The 20,628-nt window shown below is 31.4% G+C and carries 25 protein-coding genes; all 25 read right to left on the bottom strand.

The window, feature by feature from the left end:
- Positions 1-7: 7 nt before the first annotated feature.
- Positions 8-3,118 carry an isoleucine--tRNA ligase gene (ileS, locus tag AC2UOP_RS01345; protein WP_484832370.1) on the bottom strand — a complete coding sequence of 1,037 codons (3,111 nt, stop codon included), beginning with the start codon at positions 3,116-3,118 and terminating at the stop codon, positions 8-10.
- A gap of 2 nt (positions 3,119-3,120) precedes the next feature.
- On the bottom strand, positions 3,121-4,419 hold the full coding sequence (locus AC2UOP_RS01340; protein WP_484832369.1) for an NAD(P)H-dependent oxidoreductase: 1,299 nt from the start codon (positions 4,417-4,419) through the stop codon (positions 3,121-3,123).
- On the bottom strand, positions 4,416-5,633 hold the full coding sequence (locus AC2UOP_RS01335; RefSeq protein WP_484832368.1) for an aminoacetone oxidase family FAD-binding enzyme: 1,218 nt from the start codon (positions 5,631-5,633) through the stop codon (positions 4,416-4,418). Before AC2UOP_RS01335 ends, AC2UOP_RS01340 begins: the two co-directional genes overlap by 4 nt.
- The gene (locus tag AC2UOP_RS01330; protein ID WP_484832367.1) at positions 5,623-6,363 is read right to left on the bottom strand and encodes an NAD-dependent protein deacylase; all 741 of its coding nucleotides are present in this window, start codon (positions 6,361-6,363) and stop codon (positions 5,623-5,625) included. The genes AC2UOP_RS01335 and AC2UOP_RS01330 overlap by 11 nt, the downstream gene beginning before the upstream one ends.
- Positions 6,356-7,576 carry a uracil-xanthine permease family protein gene (locus AC2UOP_RS01325; protein WP_484832366.1) on the bottom strand — a complete coding sequence of 407 codons (1,221 nt, stop codon included), beginning with the start codon at positions 7,574-7,576 and terminating at the stop codon, positions 6,356-6,358. Before AC2UOP_RS01325 ends, AC2UOP_RS01330 begins: the two co-directional genes overlap by 8 nt.
- A 1-nt stretch (position 7,577) precedes the next feature.
- On the bottom strand, positions 7,578-8,648 hold the full coding sequence (prfA, locus tag AC2UOP_RS01320) for a peptide chain release factor 1 (protein WP_019213488.1): 1,071 nt from the start codon (positions 8,646-8,648) through the stop codon (positions 7,578-7,580).
- 11 nt (positions 8,649-8,659) lie between these two features.
- Complete coding sequence (prmC, locus tag AC2UOP_RS01315) at positions 8,660-9,475, bottom strand: peptide chain release factor N(5)-glutamine methyltransferase (protein ID WP_484832365.1); 816 nt, start codon at positions 9,473-9,475, stop codon at positions 8,660-8,662.
- Entirely contained in the window at positions 9,469-10,374 is a 906-nt protein-coding gene (locus AC2UOP_RS01310; RefSeq protein ID WP_484832364.1) for a DUF1385 domain-containing protein, read from the bottom strand. Before AC2UOP_RS01310 ends, prmC begins: the two co-directional genes overlap by 7 nt.
- A 41-nt stretch (positions 10,375-10,415) precedes the next feature.
- Complete coding sequence (rpmE, locus tag AC2UOP_RS01305; RefSeq protein ID WP_019213484.1) at positions 10,416-10,622, bottom strand: 50S ribosomal protein L31; 207 nt, start codon at positions 10,620-10,622, stop codon at positions 10,416-10,418.
- 122 nt (positions 10,623-10,744) lie between these two features.
- Complete coding sequence (locus AC2UOP_RS01300) at positions 10,745-12,058, bottom strand: S41 family peptidase (RefSeq protein WP_484832363.1); 1,314 nt, start codon at positions 12,056-12,058, stop codon at positions 10,745-10,747.
- 122 nt (positions 12,059-12,180) lie between these two features.
- Entirely contained in the window at positions 12,181-13,011 is an 831-nt protein-coding gene (locus AC2UOP_RS01295) for a polyprenyl synthetase family protein (protein WP_484832362.1), read from the bottom strand.
- Positions 12,998-13,303, bottom strand: coding sequence for an exodeoxyribonuclease VII small subunit (gene xseB / locus AC2UOP_RS01290; protein ID WP_249243126.1), 306 nt, complete (start codon positions 13,301-13,303; stop codon positions 12,998-13,000). Before xseB ends, AC2UOP_RS01295 begins: the two co-directional genes overlap by 14 nt.
- Positions 13,287-14,627, bottom strand: coding sequence for an exodeoxyribonuclease VII large subunit (xseA, locus tag AC2UOP_RS01285; protein ID WP_484832361.1), 1,341 nt, complete (start codon positions 14,625-14,627; stop codon positions 13,287-13,289). The genes xseB and xseA overlap by 17 nt, the downstream gene beginning before the upstream one ends.
- Positions 14,620-15,027: a transcription antitermination factor NusB gene (gene nusB / locus AC2UOP_RS01280; protein WP_019213479.1), complete on the bottom strand. Its 408-nt coding sequence runs from the start codon at positions 15,025-15,027 to the stop codon at positions 14,620-14,622. The genes xseA and nusB overlap by 8 nt, the downstream gene beginning before the upstream one ends.
- Before the next feature lie 58 nt (positions 15,028-15,085).
- Positions 15,086-15,442 (bottom strand): Asp23/Gls24 family envelope stress response protein, encoded by a 357-nt coding sequence (locus AC2UOP_RS01275; RefSeq protein WP_019213478.1) that lies wholly within the window; start codon positions 15,440-15,442, stop codon positions 15,086-15,088.
- 8 nt (positions 15,443-15,450) lie between these two features.
- Positions 15,451-15,795: a CD1247 N-terminal domain-containing protein gene (locus AC2UOP_RS01270; protein WP_019213477.1), complete on the bottom strand. Its 345-nt coding sequence runs from the start codon at positions 15,793-15,795 to the stop codon at positions 15,451-15,453.
- 12 nt (positions 15,796-15,807) lie between these two features.
- Positions 15,808-16,365, bottom strand: coding sequence for an elongation factor P (gene efp / locus AC2UOP_RS01265; RefSeq protein ID WP_019213476.1), 558 nt, complete (start codon positions 16,363-16,365; stop codon positions 15,808-15,810).
- 106 nt (positions 16,366-16,471) lie between these two features.
- The gene (locus tag AC2UOP_RS01260) at positions 16,472-17,281 is read right to left on the bottom strand and encodes a hypothetical protein (protein WP_484832360.1); all 810 of its coding nucleotides are present in this window, start codon (positions 17,279-17,281) and stop codon (positions 16,472-16,474) included.
- Positions 17,278-17,751 carry a hypothetical protein gene (locus AC2UOP_RS01255; RefSeq protein WP_106017867.1) on the bottom strand — a complete coding sequence of 158 codons (474 nt, stop codon included), beginning with the start codon at positions 17,749-17,751 and terminating at the stop codon, positions 17,278-17,280. The genes AC2UOP_RS01260 and AC2UOP_RS01255 overlap by 4 nt, the downstream gene beginning before the upstream one ends.
- Positions 17,726-18,076 carry a hypothetical protein gene (locus AC2UOP_RS01250; RefSeq protein ID WP_484832359.1) on the bottom strand — a complete coding sequence of 117 codons (351 nt, stop codon included), beginning with the start codon at positions 18,074-18,076 and terminating at the stop codon, positions 17,726-17,728. Before AC2UOP_RS01250 ends, AC2UOP_RS01255 begins: the two co-directional genes overlap by 26 nt.
- Positions 18,063-18,485, bottom strand: coding sequence for a hypothetical protein (locus AC2UOP_RS01245; RefSeq protein ID WP_484832358.1), 423 nt, complete (start codon positions 18,483-18,485; stop codon positions 18,063-18,065). The genes AC2UOP_RS01250 and AC2UOP_RS01245 overlap by 14 nt, the downstream gene beginning before the upstream one ends.
- Complete coding sequence (locus tag AC2UOP_RS01240) at positions 18,478-19,200, bottom strand: hypothetical protein (RefSeq protein WP_484832357.1); 723 nt, start codon at positions 19,198-19,200, stop codon at positions 18,478-18,480. The genes AC2UOP_RS01245 and AC2UOP_RS01240 overlap by 8 nt, the downstream gene beginning before the upstream one ends.
- Positions 19,197-19,793 (bottom strand): hypothetical protein, encoded by a 597-nt coding sequence (locus AC2UOP_RS01235; RefSeq protein WP_480019371.1) that lies wholly within the window; start codon positions 19,791-19,793, stop codon positions 19,197-19,199. The genes AC2UOP_RS01240 and AC2UOP_RS01235 overlap by 4 nt, the downstream gene beginning before the upstream one ends.
- A complete protein-coding gene (locus AC2UOP_RS01230; RefSeq protein ID WP_484832356.1) occupies positions 19,790-19,975 on the bottom strand; it encodes a hypothetical protein in 186 nt (61 codons plus the stop codon). The genes AC2UOP_RS01235 and AC2UOP_RS01230 overlap by 4 nt, the downstream gene beginning before the upstream one ends.
- 264 nt (positions 19,976-20,239) lie before the next feature.
- Entirely contained in the window at positions 20,240-20,620 is a 381-nt protein-coding gene (locus AC2UOP_RS01225) for a prepilin-type N-terminal cleavage/methylation domain-containing protein (protein ID WP_480019370.1), read from the bottom strand.
- Between the last annotated feature and the right edge of the window lie 8 nt (positions 20,621-20,628).

Raw genomic sequence — 20,628 nt, 5'->3', positions numbered from 1 at the left:
TTAATATTTATATTTTTTCAACAAATATCTTTATAGTTTTGTCGTTTAAGTCTGTATCTTCAATACCAAGTTTCTTGTACTCAATACTATCAGCAACAGTTTCTTTTAATATAAAGTCTTTAAACTTATCAAAAATTTCTTTTAAATCATCACTTGCTTCAACAGAAATTTTTATCTTATCAAGAACGTCAAAATCATTTTGCTTTCTTAATTGTTGTACCTTTGATATAAATTCTCTTAAATAACCTTCATCAAGAAGCTCTTTATTTAATTTAGTATCAAGTATGATGAATACACCATTTTCCATTTCAACGTTAAAGCCTTCTTTTGATTCGATTCTTACATCAACATAATCTTTCTTGATTTCAGTATCTTCTCCGTTTAGCTCAACATGTTGATCAGCGTGATCAAGTTTGTCTACAAAGTCCATGCTATTAACATTTAATAGATATTTTGTAAATTCTTTTATCTTTGCACCAAGTATTGAACCAGCAACTTTAAAGTTTGGCTTTAAGCTAAAGTTCATATACTTCTTCAAATTATGTTCGTAATAAACGTTCTTAACATTAAGTTCTTCTTTGATTAAGTCAGTTAAGTCCTTAAGGTCTTCTTTGTATTTACCGTCTATAACTATTTCGTTAAGAGGTATTCTTACTTTAATCTTGGCATTTTCTCTTGAAGATCTACCAAGTTTAACAAGTGTACGAACAAGATCCATCTTGAATATAAGTTTTTCATCGATTAAATCTTTATTTGCCTTTGGATAATAGTCTATGTGAACTGATTCCAAATCGCCAAGTCTTTGATAGAACTCTTCAGCTGTATATGGTGCAAATGGTGCTATGATTTTAGAAACGCCAAGAAGTATTTCATAAGTTGTTTGTAGCACTGCTTTTTTATCATCATCAAGCTCTGTAGCCCAGAATCTTCTTCTTGAACGTCTTATATACCAGTTAGATATATCTTCAACTACAAAGTCTTGTATCATTCTAACAACGTTTGTTAGCTCGAACTTATTCATCTCTTCTTCAATTCTTTCAAGAAGCTTGTTGTACTTAGCAAGTATCCACTTATCTATGTCGCTTCTCTTTTCATATGGCACATCTAAAGTTTTTGGATCAATGCCATCAGTTTGTAAATACATATAGAAGAAATTATATACATTTCTTAATGTGTTGAAGAATTTCGAGCTAATATCCTTTAGTCCATCAACGTCGACCTTCTTAGTTGTCCAAGCTGGTGAAACATATAATAGATACCATCTTACAGCATCTGCGCCATATTCTTCGAATAATTCGAATGGGTCAATAGTATTGCCCCTGCTCTTACTCATCTTTTTACCGTACTTATCAAGCACAAGGTTATTAACAAGGACGTTCTTATATGGTGACTTTCCTGTCATATATGTTGATATAGCAAGTAAGCTGTAGAACCAGCCTCTTGTTTGGTCTATACCTTCACAGATGAAATCTGCTGGGAACTTGTGATCGAAGTCTTCTGTGTGTTCGAATGGATAGTGCCATTGGCTAAATGGCATTGCGCCTGAATCGAACCAAACGTCGATAACATCTTTTTCTCTAGTCATCTTGCCATGGCAATGTGGGCACTCTAGATGAACATCGTCAACATATGGTCTGTGAAGCTCGATATTTTCATCGATATCTTCAATTGCTCTTTCTTTAAGCTCTTTTCTTGAGCCAACGCTTTCCATGTGGCCGCATTCTTCGCACTTCCAAATTGGTAGTGGTGTTCCCCAATATCTTGATCTAGATAAAGCCCAATCTTTTAGATTATCAAGCCAGTTACCAAATCTTTTTTCGCCAACATAGTCTGGATACCAGTTAACTGTTTTATTATTTTCAACAATTTTGTCTTTAAACTTAGTTACTTCTATATACCATGATGGTTTTGCGTAATATAGTAATGGTGTGTGGCATCTCCAGCAATGTGGATAATTATGTTCAATTTTTTGTTTTCTATATAATTTATTTTCTTTCTTTAACTCTTCAATGATCAATGGATCAGCATCCATAACCCACATACCCTTCCAAGGTGTATCAGTGTATTTACCTTCTTCATCAACTGGATTAAGAACTGGTAAATCATATCTTCTTGATGTATTGTAGTCGTCTTCACCAAAGGCAGGTGCTGTGTGAACTATACCAGTACCGTCTTCCATAGTAACATAGTCAGCTTCTGTTATATAGAAAGCTTTTTTATCACATGGTAAATATGGTAATAATTGTTCGTATTCTTCACCAACTAAGTCCGAGCCTTTCATTTCTGCTATGATATCATAGTTTTCAGCATCTTTTTCAAGAGCTTGTTTAAGAAGTGACTTAGCTAAGTAAAGTATCTCACCAGTTTCTTTATGTTTTATCTTAATATAATCAAAATCTTTATTAACTGTTAAACTTACATTTGAAGGTAGTGTCCACGGAGTTGTTGTCCATGCAAGATAATATTCATTATCAGTGACTTTCTTTTTAAACTTAACATAAGCTGATTCAGTTTTAATCATCTCATAGCCTTGAGCAACTTCGTGTGAAGCAAGTCCTGTACCGCATCTTGGGCAGTAAGGCATAATCTTATGGCCTTCGTATATAAGTCCATCTTTAAACATCTTATCAAGAATGTGCCAAGTTGATTCAATGTAATCATTGTCAAGAGTTATATATGGATGATCAAGATCAATTAGATAAGCCATCTTTTCAGTCATTTTTCTCCATAATGACTCATATTTAAATACTGATTCTTTACATTTTTCATTAAATTCTTTTACGCCATACTTTTCTATATCTTGTTTGTTATGAAGTCCTAATTGTTTTTCTGCTTCTATTTCTACTGGTAGTCCGTGTGTGTCCCAACCAGCTTTTCTGTTTACATAATAGCCTTGCATAACCTTATATCTGCAGACAGAGTCCTTTAAAGTTCTACCACTGACATGGTGAATACCAGGTTTACCATTAGCTGTTGGTGGTCCTTCAAAGAAAACATATCTATTGTCTTTATCTCTTTTTTCGTTAGTTAGTTTAAGCAAATCAATACTGTTCCAATATTCAGATATTTTGTGTTCTCTATCGGCTACGCGATCATTTGATAAAGCTTTTAAGTCCATAATTACCTCCTTGAAGCTTCGTATTTTGCTTCTATTTCTTTTCTAAGTTTATATACAAGCGTTGTCTCATCAAGTTCTACGCTATCATAATCAATACTTTCGCCTTTTTTTATATCTCTATTAAGGATTGCACCTTCGTTAATTACAGATATAGGCACTAAATTTTTATCTCTTGATTTTTCAAAGTCTATACAGCTTCCATAAAAAGTGTATCCTCCGATATAATCAAGTTTATCGCCCTTCTTCATATCTTTCTTGGCAATTGCTACTACATCTGAATAAGGTAAATCAGACATAGGCTTTATTGCCTCAAGCTTATCGAAGTGCGCTTTTAATACTGTGTTTATAGTCTCTATGCTAGTTAAGTGATATGGTCTATATAAAACATAGTTTGGTCCGTCACCCATCTTTAAAAATCTCATTAGGTGATCAATCTTTTTTAAATCGCTCTTTACTATGACGAAGACGCCTGGAGCAATACCATTGACATAGTCAACAATTCCGTACGAATTAAGCACGCCGCCTTCTGATTTAAGGCAAAGCTTCTTGTCAAGTGTTTTGATATCAGATTTAATCCCATGTCCGCCATCAACATCCACTCTAAATCCAGTTGCGTTACTCATAGTCGCCATCTCAACCATGGTCTTAGTGCCATCTACAAAGCTTGCAAGCATCTCTTTTTTAATGCCCTTCTGTTTTGCAGATTCACTTACTGTATCTGGATTAGCTTCTAAATCGACTTCATTATTCTTTCCCTTGCCAATGGCTAAGACATCAAAGCCCATAATTTTGGCTTCATTATAAAGCTCGAGAACCGTTCCTGGCTCATCTCCATCTATGCCTGTGTATATAAGTCCTTTTTCTTTAGCAATATTTGAAAGTATGGTTCCGACACAAACATCGCTCTCTAAGTTAAATGTAATTACATTTTTGCCATTCATAAGAGCATTGTAACTTATTTCTGTACCGACAATTGGCTCTCCTGTCGCATCAATTACATAATCAATGTGCTCTGATTTGTATAAAAGCTCTTTGTCTTCACAAATATAATATTTATTTAAATCTTTTATTTCATCAGCATTTGTAATTTTAATTATATCTTCTCTAGCAATACCCGCTGCAAGATAAGCATCAATCGCATCTTCGATGTGTCTTGATGATATTAGTAAAGGATTTAAAACTTTGCTTTGTATATATTGACTCACTAGCGCCTTGCCCATGAAGCCTGCTCCTAGTAAGGAAACATTTATCTTTTTACCTTTTTCTTTATATTCATAAAACTTTTTTTGATAATTTATCAAGCCTTACACCTCAATTTTATATCGTCATAAGCTGCCATAGCTGATAGCCAAGCAAAGCTTAGATTATAGCCACCGCATGGTCCATCAATATCAATAACTTCTCCAATAAAGTACAAGCCATTAATTTTCTTTAACTCCATAGTCTTAGCATTTATCTCTTTAGTAGCTACTCCGCCAAGGCTTATCTGACCAATGCCATAGCCCTTATTCTTTATAATATCTAATTCAAAATCTTTTAAAATATTTATTATTTTATGTAAATCCTTATCACTTAAGTTTTTTGCGTTAGTTTCTTTTACAAGTCCAAGTCTATCAAGCACAGGAATTATAAGTCTTTTGTGAATTAAGCCAATGAAAAAATCATCTAGACTTTTATATCCGATATCTTTTCTTCTATCGCTTAAAATTGAAAATAATTCATCTTCATTAAAAGTATAAAAAAAGTCTATACTAAATTTATATGCACTTTCTTTGCCACTAATATATCTGGATAATTGAAAGACTGTTGGACCGGATAGACCATATTTTGTGAATAAAACATCGTCCACATCATCTTTAATAATTTTACCTGCTTTTTTTAAGCTTAATTTTGCATTTACTCTAAGCCCGTCTAGGTGTTTTAAATATTTATAATCACATTCATAAGGCACTAGAGCTGGCTTTGTATCAATTACTGATATACCTAGCTCTTTTATTTGTTTATATAAATTTGCGTCCGAGCCAAATTTTGGCATAGCCGCTCCTCCACATGCAATTACAAGGCTCTTGGATTTATAAATATTTGCGTTTTGATCCTTAATTATAAATATATCACCATCTTTATGAAAACTTTTTACAAAGACATCAGTTTTTATATTGACATTGTTTCTTTCGTTTTCATATCTAAGCACATCAAGTACACTCGATGCTTGCAATGACATTGGATAAACTCTATCGTCTTCTATATAAGGATATATACCCATGACTTGGAATTTATTTTTTATAGCTTCATAACCATACTTTTCTATCATATATAAAGTAAAATCCTTATCATTGTATGGATTTTCATTAAGCTTAGTATTAGTGTAATTGCATCTGCCATTGCCAGTTGTTAGAAGCTTTTTGCCGACTCTATCGTTTCTCTCGAGCATAAGTATATTTAATTTATCCTTATTAAGAGCCCCAAAAAATAGTGCCGCTGCACCTGCTCCTATGACTATAGCATCATATATCAATTCTATCCACCACTTCTTTTAATATCTTTCCAAAGCCTTCATTAAACACAAGCTTTGCATATCTATCATAAGATGTTTTATCTTTATTTATAATTACTAGATTATCCGAATTAAAATATCTAATCAAGCCAGCTGCTGGATATACCTTAAGTGATGTTCCAGCGACTAAAAGTAAATCTGCCTTAGATATTTCATTTATAGCCTCAGCCATAACATTATTATCTAGAGCCTCTCCATATAAAACTACATCAGGCTTAATCAATGCACCGCACTCATCACAAGTACAAGCACCTTTTGAGTGCTTGATATACATTGCATCAAACTCTTTATGGCAATGTGTGCAATAAGATCTATTGATATTGCCATGAAGCTCAATAACTCTCTTACTGCCAGCATCTTGGTGAAGATTGTCTATGTTTTGAGTGATAACTGCTTTAAGTATACCCATCTCTTCAAGTCTTGCAAGCGCCTTGTGGCCTTCGTTCGGCTTAACATTTTCATAAATAACTTTATCCCTAACGAAGTCAAAAAATATATCTGGATGTGCATGATAAAATTTATTGCTTAAAACTACTTCTGGTTCATATCCTTCATAAAGTCTTTCTGTATAAAGTCCACCAGATCCTCTAAAGTCAGGTATACCGCTCTCTGTCGATACGCCTGCACCTCCAAAGAATACCATGTGCTTTGATTTTTTTACCTCTTCTACTAGAAGATCAATATCAAGCATCCCTCTTTACTCCGTTTAAAATTGCGTTTAATAAAATACCAACTATAGCTGCTAAGCTAAGACCATTAAGGCTGATATTAGCTGTTATTGGAAGCTCTATAGAAAAACCAAATAGTTCTTTAAATAAACCACCTGAGAAACCAATAAATAAAATCGAGCCCATAACTATTATATTTTTAATATTAAATTTAACATGATTATCTCTAATATTTCTAATTCCAATGAAACCTATCATTGAGAATAGCATTATAGATATACCACCCATAACTGCTTGTGGTATAGTTCTTAAGAAGCCTCCAAGTTTACCAACAAAACCTAAGATGATTGCAAATACTGCTGCAAGTCTTAATATTGATGGGTCATAATTCTTTGTAATCGCTAATACACCTGTGTTTTCGCCATAAGTTGTATTAGCTGGTCCGCCTATAAGTGAAGCGAATACTGTAGCTAAGCCATCGCCAAGTAAAGTTCTGTTAAGGCCTGGATCTTCTATAAAGTTTTGACCAACTACTGCTCCGTTAGTAGTTATGTCTCCTAAGTGTTCCATAAATACAGCGAATATTATAGGAACTATAATTATAATTGCTTCAATATCAAATAGTGGTAAAGTAAAGTTTGGCACTGCAAAATATTGAGCATTATTTATTGCTGTGAAGTCAACTAGTTTAAAAGCAACTGATAGTACATAGCCAAATATAACTGCAACGAGTATTGATATTTGCTTTAAGAAACCTTTTACTAGATATGGCCAAGCTACAGCAACGGCTAGAGTAAGTCCAGCTACTATATAAGATGTCTTTGCCATATTAAATGCTGTTGGTAATAGATTGAAGCCTATAACTATAATCATAGGTCCAATTACTTGTGGTGGTAGTATCTTTTGTATTTTTTCTATACCTATACCTCTGATAAAGAATGAAAATAATACATATACTAAACCAGCAACCAACATACCGCCTTGAGCGTATCTGAGATCGCCGTACTTTGATGCTACTTGCACTATAACTGGTATAAATGCAAAGGATGATCCTAAAAATACTGGAACTTTTTTCTTTGTGCAATAGTGAAATATAAGTGTACCGCAGCCAGCACTGAAAAGTGCAACTGATGGATCAAGTCCTGTAAGTATAGGAACTAAAACTGTAGCTCCAAACATAGCAATCAAGTGTTGTAAAGCTAAAATCGATTTCTTAATACTAAGAGATGCTTTCATCTTATGCCTCCAATTCTTTTAATTTTTCTGCTTGTTCGTGAGTTAGTAGAGCGTCTATCATCTCATCTAAATCCCCGTTCAAAAAGTCTTCCAATCTATATAAAGTTAAATTGATTCTATGATCAGTTACTCTTCCTTGTGGGAAGTTATATGTTCTAATTCTTTCAGATCTGTCTCCTGAACCTACTTGGCCCTTCTTAAGCTTTGCTAGTTCATCATTTTGTTCTTGTAGCATCTTGTCATATAGTCTTGATTTAAGAACCTTCATTGCTTTTTCTTTGTTCTTTAATTGTGATTTTTCATCCTGACAAGTAACAACAAGTCCTGTAGGTATATGTGTTAGTCTAACTGCCGAGTCTGTAGTGTTAACGCATTGACCGCCGTGTCCACTTGCTCTATAAACATCTGTCTTTATATCATTTTCATTGATTTCGATCTCAACGTCATCTGCTTCTGGCATAACAGCAACGGTTGCTGCTGATGTATGAATACGACCAGATGCTTCTGTTTCAGGCACTCTTTGAACTCTGTGTACACCTGATTCATGCTTTAGTCTTGAGTAAGCACCTTTACCAGTTATCATAAAGATAACTTCTTTAAAGCCGCCTATACCTGTTTCGTTTGTACTCATAATTTCAGTTCTATAGCCTCTCTTGTCAGCGTACATAGAATACATTCTAAATAAGTCACCAGCAAATAGAGCAGCCTCTTCACCGCCAATGCCGCCTCTTATTTCCATAATAACGTTTCTTTCATCGTTAGGGTCCTTCGGTATAAGCATTATCTTAAGGTCTTCTTCAGCCTTTTCAATATTTTCTTGTAAATTCTTTAAATCTTCCTTAGCAAGCTCCCTCATCTCGTCATCAAGGTTTTCGCCAAGCATCTCTTCTGTATCTTTAAGCTCACTTAAGTAAGTTTGATACTCTTTATATCTATCAACGATTGGCTTTAAGTCAGCGTATTCCTTCATAGTCTTTTGATACTCTTTCATGTCCTTCAAAAGATCTGGATCCATAACTTTTTCGCCAAGTTCTTTGTACTTGTCTTCAATAAAATTTAATTTTTCTAACATTTTCTCATCTCCTAAATGCAGGCAGAAACAAATCTATCAAAACCTTCAAGGTCTTTATAGATTTTAATATCTTTATATTTATACTTTTCTAATATTTCTTTTACAATATTTCCTTGATCGTATCCAATCTCAAAAAATATCATGCGTTTAATCTTTTCTCTAGCCTGTTTAATGATTTTTTCGTAGTATTCATACCCTAAATCGCCGCCAACTAAGGCAAGCTTTGGTTCTTTAGATAAATCCTTATCTAGTCCCATATATTCTTCACTTGAAATATATGGTGGATTTGATATAAGTATATCATAAGTTTCATTAATATTCTCAAATAAATCCGATAAAATGAAATTTATTGATAAATTATTTAATTTAGCATTTTCTTTTGCTAAATTTAGTGCATCTTTAGAAACATCTGAGCAAGCTACATGAATTAGAGGATTTTCTTCCTTAATAGCAAGAGCTATGGCTCCTGTTCCAGTGCACATATCTAATACACAATCGTCTGGCTTTATAAATCCATTAACAATGTCAATTAATTCTTCTGTGCAGAATCTTGGTATCAAGGCTCTTTCGTCAGTTTTTATAATAATATCTCTAAAATGCTTCTTGCCTATGATATAAGCCATGGGCGTGTCGTTTAGCCTCTTATTAAGAAGTTCAAAAAACTCTTCTTCGTTCATTTCAAAATCTTTGTTCAAAGTTAAAAATAGCTTATCTTTGCCACTTAGATGCTCTAAAAGCATATATATCTCGCCCATAGAATTAGGAATATTTTTCCCTGATGCTTCAATATCAGCTAAAGCTTTCCTTATAATATCTTTAACTACCAAGCGTCTAAACCTTCTTCACTAGGTATTACCTCTTTAACAGCAGCTATCGCTACTTCGACCATGCTATCATCTGGCTCTTTAACTGTAGCTATCTTTTGTAGCCAAAGTCCTGGTTTAGCAACCAATCTGCAAACGCCAACATTATCGTACCTACCTATGAATCTATTAATTTCATAAGATATAGCTGCAATAATTGGTAGAGCAATAATTCTTGACACTATCCTCATTAGTGGCGATGGCCATCCAAAGAACGATAGAACAATAATTGATACAAGCATAACCATAAATAAGAAGCTTGTTCCGCATCTTGGGTGATACTTATTCATCTTTTGAACATTTTCTACAGTTAAGTCAAGACCATTCTCATAAGCGAAGATAGTTTTGTGCTCAGCGCCGTGGTACATGAATACTCTCTTTAAATCTTTTTGATTCGATATTAAACTTATATATACTAAAAATATAGATATCCTTATCAAGCCTTCAACAAAGTTTAGTAAGAATATATTATTGATTTTATCCTTTAAGAAGTTAGCTATGAATGTTGGAATTACAACAAAAAGTGCTATAGCTATAAAAAAAGAAAAAACAAAAGTAAAAATATTAAACAAAGTATCTTTAAATTTACTAGTTTCTTTTTTATCCTCTTCATCGTCATAAAAAGAAGCAGAATAATAGAGTGCTTTAGTGCCTTCAGACATTGAGTCCACTAGCTTAGATATACCTCTTATGAAGGGTATTTTAAAGATGAGCTTATTATTTTTCTTGCTATCATCTTTAACACTTACTTCTATCTCGCCATTAGGTTTTCTGACTGCAACAGAAGTTTTTTCAGGTCCCTTCATAAGTATACCTTCGATTAAAGCTTGTCCACCTATACTTGTTTTAAAATTCTTTTTCATTTTTTCACCTGTATAATGAAAAATTAGCAGAAAAAAGTCTGCTAATTTTCGTCTTTTTTGTATCTCTTCTTGAATTTCTCTACACGGCCACCACGTTCAGTAAACTTTTGTTTACCTGTAAAGAATGGGTGACATTCAGAGCAAACTTCTACTTTTAACTCGTCTCTTGTTGATCCTGTAACGAATGTGTTGCCACATGCGCATGTAACAGTTACTTCTTTAAATTCTGGATGTATGTCCTTTTTCATTTTTTTCACCTCTCTTATCACATTAACCACTAGATTATATCATATAAGTGTCAATATTTCAAGTATTTTTTATAAATTTTTTATAAATTTTCTTTCAATACATATTGTATATTGCTTCATATCTATTTACTAAGACCAGCATCTCTCATTACTGCTTTTATAATCTTTTGATTTTCTAGATAGCCTGTCTTGTCCTCTTCACTCTCTTGAACAATAATATCAGGCATTGTTTGATCTAATTCATTAATTGAACCAGACTCAGTTAAACCCATATTGTTTGAAAATCTCAAAACAAATGCAGTATTAGGTAAAGCTACTTGCATTGGATCAAAACCAATACCGTCACCAGCAGTTCTGCTTCCAACTAAGGTAGCCAATTTAGTTTCTTTGCAAAATGATGCAAGCATCTCAGCTGAAGAATAAACTCCATTATCTACCAATAAATAAATCTTTCCTTTGTAGTGAATAGAGTCTTCACTCGGCTCTATTATAGAGTCAAAGGCTAAATATCCATCAAAATCTTTAAGAATATCTTTCACATCACGACTAAATGAAGACTTATCTAAAAATGTTTTTACGTCTTTATTAAAATTGAATTGTTCAAAGATTTTTTTATTTAATTCTCCTGACTTTATTAAAAGATAATTTTTTGTTTCATATTTTTTATCTATTATGTTAGGAAGTAAAAAATAAGCCCAATATCTGCTGTCACCACCGCCATTGCCTCTTATATCAATTATTAAGAAAGGATAATCTTTTATTTCATTCAGATAATTAATAACAATGTCTCTATCTTGATTGATGTATTCCATACCTATAAGTGAGCTAATTCTGATATAAGCAAGTTTATCTTTAATTATATTCTCAGTCATAAGATTTTTGGAATAAGTCTTATTTACTTCATCATCACTCTTAATATATTGATTAATTACATTCTCAATAACTTCATTATTAATATTGTACCTTCTTCTGACATCGTCTTTTTCATATATTTTAGCTATATCGTGTCTCCATGTATATTTCGGATTAGAATAATAAGAAATATAATATTCTAACCCCATATAACTTGGAACAAGTTGAGTATGTAAATTGTTAAGATCAGCCAAAATAGTGTTCATTCTACTAAAGAAGTCTGCATCATTTTTTGATTCTGCAATATATGCTTCATACTTCTCTTTATTACTTAGCCAATCAATACCATATAATTTTTTATTAACTTCAAAAAATGGATAATGCTCTTTCAAAATATTATACGCAAAATTAAAATCTTCTATGTAATCCTCTTTGCTTAAATTAAATTCTTTATGCTCCAAGTCTTTTAAATTAATTGCTCTTATGTCATTAGTCTTAGTGTTAATATAGAAATTGTAAGAAAAAATTGACACTATTACTAAAAGCATTATAAGACAAAATGATATGATAGCATTCTTTTTCATGATTTATATCCTCTTCCACGCAACTTATATCTATAATCATTATATCACATACTGATTAATAATCAACTTAGATCATAAAAAAAGACATAGTAATTTAAAATCATTATGTCTTTAGATATATATTATTTAATTAATTCTAATGAGTACTTTGTTGTTTCATAATTAAGCTTTGCTTGAAGTGCCTTCATCTTCTTAAGATTCTCTTCAAGTATCTCTTTTGCCTCTTCAAGTGAATGAAACTTAAGTATATTATTTCCATCTATCTCTTTATTTTCTTTCAAGTCGTCTAAATCATCTTTTATTTGAAAGCTCATTGCGAATAAACGTGAAAAGATTAAAACATTTTTCATTGTATCTTCATCCTTATCAGCTAATATGCATGGAACAAGAAAAGCTATATTAAAAAGTCTTCCTGTCTTATTAAGTATCATCGTTTTATAATCATCGTAAGTATATTCGCCTATATCGCCACTTTCCATGCGAATGTCTTCTGACTGGCCAAGTATCATGCCTTTAACGCCTGATGACCTATACATGTAGCTCATTGCTTTTAATATATTTTTATTATCATTGTCTCTAAGCTTGTGAGCTAAATACTCCATTGACAAGTTCAAAAGTGCATCACCACACAAAATTGCGTTTGCTTCGCCATATTTCTTATGAACTGTAAATTTACCGCGCCTATACTCATCGTTATCCATGGCTGGCAAATCATCATGAACTAAGGAATAATTGTGTATTAGCTCAAGTGCTACTGCAAAGGCGTTTATTAGTTTCTTATCAAGTTCTAGCTCTCTTCCAAGGCTATATAGAATAAATGGCCTAAGCCTCTTGCCTGCATCGTATGAAGCATATTCTATGGCCTCTGAGATGACGTCGTCATTAAGATAAGGCTTTAGCTCTATAGGAAGCTTCTTGTCAAAAGCTTCTTTGAATGTATTAATATTCATCATCGTCGTAGTCCAAATCGTCGTCGTGTGCTTCGCCAAAGTCTTTGAACGAGTCTATAGTCTCAAAGTCATTGTCTTCAACGTCATAATCAATCTCTTTTGATAGATTTAAGTCGTCTATCTCAATCTTTTTGATCTTCATCTTAGCTTCGCTTAATTTTTTATTCAATTCTTTATAAAGTTTAACTGCTTTTTCAAATTCATCTATGCTTTCATCTAAACTTAGTTCTTGACTTTGTAGTTTTTCAAGAATATCATCTAAGTTATCTAATGTTTTTTCATAATTTAATGTCATTATTTACCTCCAACACATGAGCTTTAATACTGCTATTGTACGACTTAATAAATATATCCGAACCTACTTTTATATCATTAGCATCTTTTATGGTTTTATTATCTAAATCACTTACTAAAAAATAACCTCTTCTTAAAGTCTTATAAATATCGTTAATTGTAAGCCTTAGCTTAAACTTTTGTAAATCCTCTGTCATTGCGCTTAGCTTGTTATTCATAGCTTGATTTATGTTGACAATTCTCTTCTCAACAGTGTTATTCGCTTCATCTATCCTTTTGCTAACTGATGAATAAATTAGCCTTGAAGCAAGCATATCAACTTTTTTCTCTTTTGAATAAATGTATTTATCCATCTCTTTTTTAATTAATATCATAAGATTATTTGTCTTTGAATAAAAATTGTCTATTAGAGTCTTGGTATTCAAGCTATTAATCAAATCTCTTTTGTTTTTTAAATTGCTTTCTTCACTTGAAATATAGTGATTCATTAAAAAACTTATCTGTATTATGCTTTGATGTAGTAAATCTGGTAGTTCATAGTAGTACTTTGATATAATTTCAGCTGCTTCTGATGGTGTTGCGCATCTTTTATCTGCGACAAGGTCTGCTATAAAACTATCTATCTGGTGGCCAACAGCTGTCATGACAGGAATTTTTGATGCGAATATCTTTCTTGCCATGCTCTCATCGTTAAAAACTGCTAGCTCTTCGTAACTGCCGCCTCCTCTTGCAATAAGAATGAGATCTACATCATTCTTTTGGTTGAAGTAATCCAGTCCGCTATTTATATTAGATACAGCCATGTCCCCTTGAACGAAGGAGTCATATAGAATTATGTCAATCATATTGGTCCTTCGTCTAAGCACTTTTACTATATCTCTAAAGCCAGCACTAGTTGATGAAGCGATGAGACCAAGCCTTCTTGGATACTTTGGTATTTCTTTTTTATGCTCTTCGTCAAATAGGCCTTCCTTTTCAAGCTTTTCAAGCGTTTTTCTAAACTCTCTTTTAAGTTTACCTATGCCAATCTCTTCCACGTAGTCAACATTGATCTGATAAGTGCTGTTTTGGTCGTAAGTCGAAATCTTTCCCTTGATAAAGACCTTCATGCCATTTTCAAGCGTAATCTCTTCTTCATTTTTATAATAATAGAAAGCGCACTTAATCTTAGAGCTCTCATCTTTAATCAAAAAATATAAGTGTCCCGAATTATTTTTCTTATAATCAGCTACTTCCCCTTCGACATATATCTCATGCAAAAGAAAATCATTTGCTAAAACGTCCTTTATGTAGTCGTTAAGGCCAGTTACAGTGAATTTATTCATTATAATAATTCCTTACGTAGTCGCCTAAAATTGCATTTATAAATTTATATGAGTTATCGTCTGAGAAATTTTTAGCTATTTCAACTATATCGTTAATAATAATTTGATAAGCAATATCTTGTTCTATAATAATTTCAAAGATGGCAAGCCTTAATAAGCTTCTGTCAATGTATGATAGTCTTTCAAGCTTAGCATCTTTTAGAACGCTCTTTAACTCTGTATCGATTTTTTCTTTATTATCAATAAAGCTTTCTACTCTCTTTGCTAATTTGATTTTATTCTCATCACTTATCTCAAGCGTTTCAAAAAATCCATCTAAATCATTAACCGAGCTGTATTTATTAAGATCAAGCTGATATATTGAATTCATTAAGTTTAATCTTGTCTTGTCGTATGACATATTATCCCTCACTTAGTCTTTAAAAAAACTCCAGCGCAATTACTGGAGTTTAATCAAATTATTTATTAGCCTTTGGTGCTTCTTTAACGCCTTTTACATAAACGTTAACTTGTATTACATGTATGTCAGTCATCTCTTCAACAGCTGTTTTTACACTTGATTGAATATCATATCCAACCTTGTCAATCTTTGAGCCGTATTCGATGTCAACATATATGTCAATTATGCATCCTTCTTCACTGCTTTCAATTTTAATTGGTTTATTAAAATTTTTTACTCCTAATAAATCAGTAATGTTCGATCCAATACCTGCTGATAATGAGCAAACATGTTCAACTTCGCAAGTTGCCTTGCTAGCTATAGTTGCTATAACATCATCAGAAATATTAATCTTTCCAATATTGTTATTTTCCATATCTTACTCTACTTAGAGTCTTCCTCCTCATCTTCATCTGGATATTCGAAATAATCATTGTCATCATAATCGAAGTCATAATCATCATCGAAATCGTAGTCATCTTCATCATCATAATCTTCGTAATCATCGCCATATACATCATCTTCTAAGTATGAAAGATCTTCATCAACTTCGAAGATGTAGTCTTCTAGGTCTTCAATTGCAACTTCGTTGTCGCAAACTGTTTCAGCCATCTCATCTAGTATGTCAATGATCTCACTTAAAATCTTTTCTTCTTTGCTTTCTTCATTCAAGCCTAAGCCTTCTGCAAGTCCCTTTAAATAAGAAACTCTCTTTGATAGTTCGTACATTTTTCTACCTCCTTAAACTCTTGATAAATATTCTCCACTTCTTGTGTCAATTTTAATTCTATCACCAATATTAACAAATAGTGGTACATTTAATGTAAAGCCTGTTTCTACAGTAGCTGGTTTAGTTGCTCCAGTAGTAGTGTTGCCTTTAACACCAGGTTCTGTTTGAGTAACTTCTAGTTCAACAAAGTTTGGTGCTTGAACTGAAAATGCTTTTCCCTTGTAGAATCTGATAACTGCTGTATCATTTTCTCTTAAGAATTGAATTGCTTCACTAACTTCGTCCTTGTTTAGTGGAAGTTGCTCATATGTTTCATTGTCCATAAAATAGTAAAGTGCATCATCATTGTAAAGATATTGCATTTCCTTTGTTTCCAATTGTGCGTCGTTAAATTTTTCAGTTGGGTTAAATGTAAGTTCCTTTGTAGCACCACTAAGAACGCTTCTGATAGTTGCTCTAACAAAAGCTGCTCCTTTTCCTGGCTTTACATGTTGGAATTCCAAAACTTGATAAACGTCTCCATCCCATTCGAATGTGGCGCCATTTCTAAAATCACTTGCTGATAACATATATTTCCTCCTATATAATAATCTAAGTCTATTATATCAGTAATTTTGTAATTTAACAAGTATTTTTTTAATAATATTAATATTTTTATATAAAAAAGTCGAAGCATTAATAGTTCGACTTACTTAATTTAATTATTCCTTTGTAATTTTTACACATTGCATACATTGTGTGAAGTGATTTTGTGTAATTTATTTTTGATTTGTTTTTAATATCAATAACAGTTCCATATATATCGCTTGATCCTTCAATCTTTAACTCACCATCTATGATAATTAAACCAGAAAAATCAATTTCACCATGAATAGTAATATCGCCATCTATAATTAATATTCCAGAGCCATTAATATTTGCCTTAATATCATTCATACTAGCATTTTTATTAATTTTGACTATGGCATTGCCAAAATCAAAGGTCTTTTCGACATCATTTGCATCTAAGAAATAATTATTTATCTCTTCTATAGTAAATTCTTGAACTTGATTTTCTTTAATTAAATTTAAAAAATCTTCTTTCTCTTTACTTCCAATCTTGTCTTTTAAAAATATTCTATTTAAAAGCGAAAATTCTGTATCTTTTGTTCTTTCCTTATCGTTATTCATAAGCTCAGCATAATGTATTTTTATTGCGTTCTTTTTTGCTATGCCATTATAATATATTTTTACTTTTTGTCCTTCAAATACTTGGTAATCTTTAGCAGCAATCTCATTGATGTCACCGCCGTTTAAATAAGTTGCCTCTATATCTTTAGTAATTATATTTTCTAGCGATTCGCTATTGTATTCAAATTGCTTCATATTTATTCTATTGACATACATCATTCTTTCAATACTGACGTATTCAAAAAGATAAATTAAAAGAGCTGTAATTAGAAACATTATAGACAAAACTACTAAACTTGCGCTGCCCTTCTTCATTCTATCACCTCTACGTCATTAGTGCTAAATATCTTTTTGTACTCTTTTTCATTGAGCTTTATATTCATAATGATAATTCCATCGTCTTTCTTATACTCAAATGAAAGATCTTTAACATCATTTAAAAAATATGTTATACCTGTTAATTGACCGCCTGCAATTCTTTTTACTCTAGAATCGCTTAAATAATAATCACAAGACTTTAATTTGCTTTTATCTTTATTTTCAAAATGTATTGAGTCACTCTTTACACTTACCCTGCTATATAAAGTAAAATCATTTTCCATAAATGAAAAGAATAGATTGATATCATCTTCGCTCTCAAGATTTTTTTCATATCTTTGAGAAAAACTTGTAAAATTTTTTAAAAGTGAACTTGCCTCAAAAAGCACTAGTGATAAAAGAAATAGTGCCATCACTAGCTCGATTAATGACTCAGCTTTTTTATTTGATAATCTGATATTCTTCATAAGTATTTCCTTCTTTATCATTAATGTATAAAGTAAATGTATATAAGCTGCCTGCGTATGCCTCTTTAACAAGATTAAATTTAGTTTCTTCGCCTAAATTTGTTTTTATCTTCTCACTTATAGCGTAGACATCGTTACTTTCATCTGATCTAAGTATCTCCATAGCATTACTTGCAAAATTATCAGCTTGTCTAAGTTTTTTATTGTCTGCTTCTAGCCCCATAAAATTTTTCAAAAAAATAGACAGAAAAAGTATGAAGCAAGAAAGTATAGCAAAGGAAACCACAATATCTAACATTGTAAGCGCTTTTTTATATTTCTTCATATCTAACCTGTCCTCCAACTGCAGCAAGCACAATCTTATATTGCTTCTTAGATTTATTAGACAATACAATTACATAGTATTTATCCATAAAACTCTTTGTTCCGCCTTCGCTTGTAAAAACAAAATGTTCTTTAGTCTTAAATTTAAGGTGCTTCAGCTTATATTCTTTTTTAATATCATTTGTGTCCAAAATAATTATTTTGTCATCGTCCAAACTTAGATCAATTTCTGACGATTGCATTATTGCACTAAGTCTTGATTTTTTAATGATTTGAACAATACTTTTCATCTCAGCTCGTTCACTATAGTTTGTAAAATGTGAATAAGCGAGTATAAACATCGATATGACTACAGCTGCTACGCATATAGAAATAACTGTATCGATGTATGTAAACCCTTTTTTATACATAATTAATATCACCTATCGATAGATAAAAGGCTTTCTTAGCAGTGCTAATAAATTCAATTGATACAATGCTTGAACCCTTAAGATCATCTCCAATATAAAAATATTTAAAATCTGATGCGCCGCTCAAGTTTATTTCTTTTATTTGCCCATCCTTAATAACTTTTAATTTTGCATCACTGCAGCCATTAAAATCAATTTTAACATATTCTTTATTTATAACAGATGAGCCTTTAGGACTTAAAATTATATTAGAACCGTCATTATTATAATAAATAATATTCTTTTCATCTTCATAATAAAGACTAGCATTGGTGTATGACCACTTATCTTTTAATGAATTTTCCTTACCTGTATCTAGTACTATAGCCTCAGAATCATTTTCATCTATATCATCAGTAAATATGCTACTCTCATCCATTAAATCAAAAGGATCTTCGTCATAATCTTGATAGTTTGGAATAAAGTTAGTGCTTGTAGACATTAAGACCTTATTAATTATTTCATTTTTGCTTATATTATTTAGCGTATCGTCATGCTTTGCAATATTTATTTTTTTAGCTCTTTTAAGATGTGATTCGTTCTTTTCGCTAGCAAGAGTAAATCTCTTCTTAATCTTACTTTTCTTATAATTAGGCTTTTCTTTATTTATAGGTAAAAATAAATTTGCTATTATCAGCAATGTTATAATTATGCCTTTATTTATGTACTTTCTCATCTAATAAACCTCAAAATTAACAATAAAATTAAAGCTAGAATAGTGATGTCTAGCGCAATATTTATAATTAAAGATGAATTAAACTTGCTCGTATATTTTGGGCTGATTAATTCAAATAAATCTCTAAGATATACAAGATTTTCTGATTCTTCTAATTTTTTTGTCTTTAAAAGTACAAGGGCCTTGCCATCTGTATTTTTTGCTTGATTGAATAAATAATTCTCAAGCTGCTCCCTATCTAAATTATATAAATTAATATCAAAACTTGTTCTTTCGTAAGAAGCACTTATCTCATCATACTTGTAAAGAGCCTCATCTGTGATGATTTTCGAAATTTTATAATCTTTCAAATTTAATGCTAATAAATCGATTTTATTTAAGCTGCTAATATATTCAGATAAATCTTCATCATAATCATTGATTTTTAATAAAGATGTGTCCTTGTTCAAATATTTATTGTCTTTAAATTTTTTAAACAAATACTTAAGGCTAGCTTTTTTATCAGTATCATCATAATTAATTTTTTCTGCAATTTTAATTTTAGTATTATTAAGTAAAATATACGATGAATCAATATACATAATATTTTTCATAGAATCTTCTCCTTAAATAAATCAAAGAGCATAATAATTAAAAACGCAAAACTTATATATGGAACAAGTCTAACTGCTCTATCGTTTTTCTTATTGATATAATTTTTAATAAGATTTACAATTATTGCACTTATGGTAGAAATTATTATTAAAATTAAATACTTTTGAAATGAAAATATCATAAAAAGCAAAATATATAGATCAACGTCCCCATCACCAATATAGTCTATATACTTATCCTTAAAAATATGCGAAAGAAATAAAGCTAGGTATATTAGGCCTATCTTTAAATATGACACTTTACTTAATATAGCAATAGCTGAAACTATAATTATTAAAAAATAAAAATAAAAATTTTTGTACTGAGCTTCTTTTATATCTTTATAAGAAATATATAAAAGTATAATTATTAGAATTGTATATAAGGCTAGAAGCATTGATATATCTTATTCAGTAGTTGTATTCTTAGCTTCAACTTTATCTGGGCTAACTGTTATAACGCCTTGCTTATTTTGAGTTACAGTATAGATTCTTTCAGTATTATGGTCTCCTGCAGGTATTGATGAAGGAACTGTAACTTTGCTCTTTAAATAACCTTCGCTAAATAATTGATCCGATGTAACCTTATCTTCTTTAGGAAAATCAGTAAAGTATAATAAAGCAACTGAACTTACTTGATCAACGTTTGCGTTATGCGCAGTTCTTTCAGCACTCGTTTTAATCGCTTTGTAAGCCGGTATTGCAACCGCTATAAGTATGGCAACTATAGCTATAGAGATGATAATCTCAACAAAAGTAAATCCTTTTTTCATTTTACACTTTTTCATAAGAACTT

It is taken from the genome of Fenollaria sp., assembly GCF_057222035.1.
Note: the sequence above shows the minus strand (reverse complement) of the source record. Positions and strands in the feature narration are given on the sequence as shown.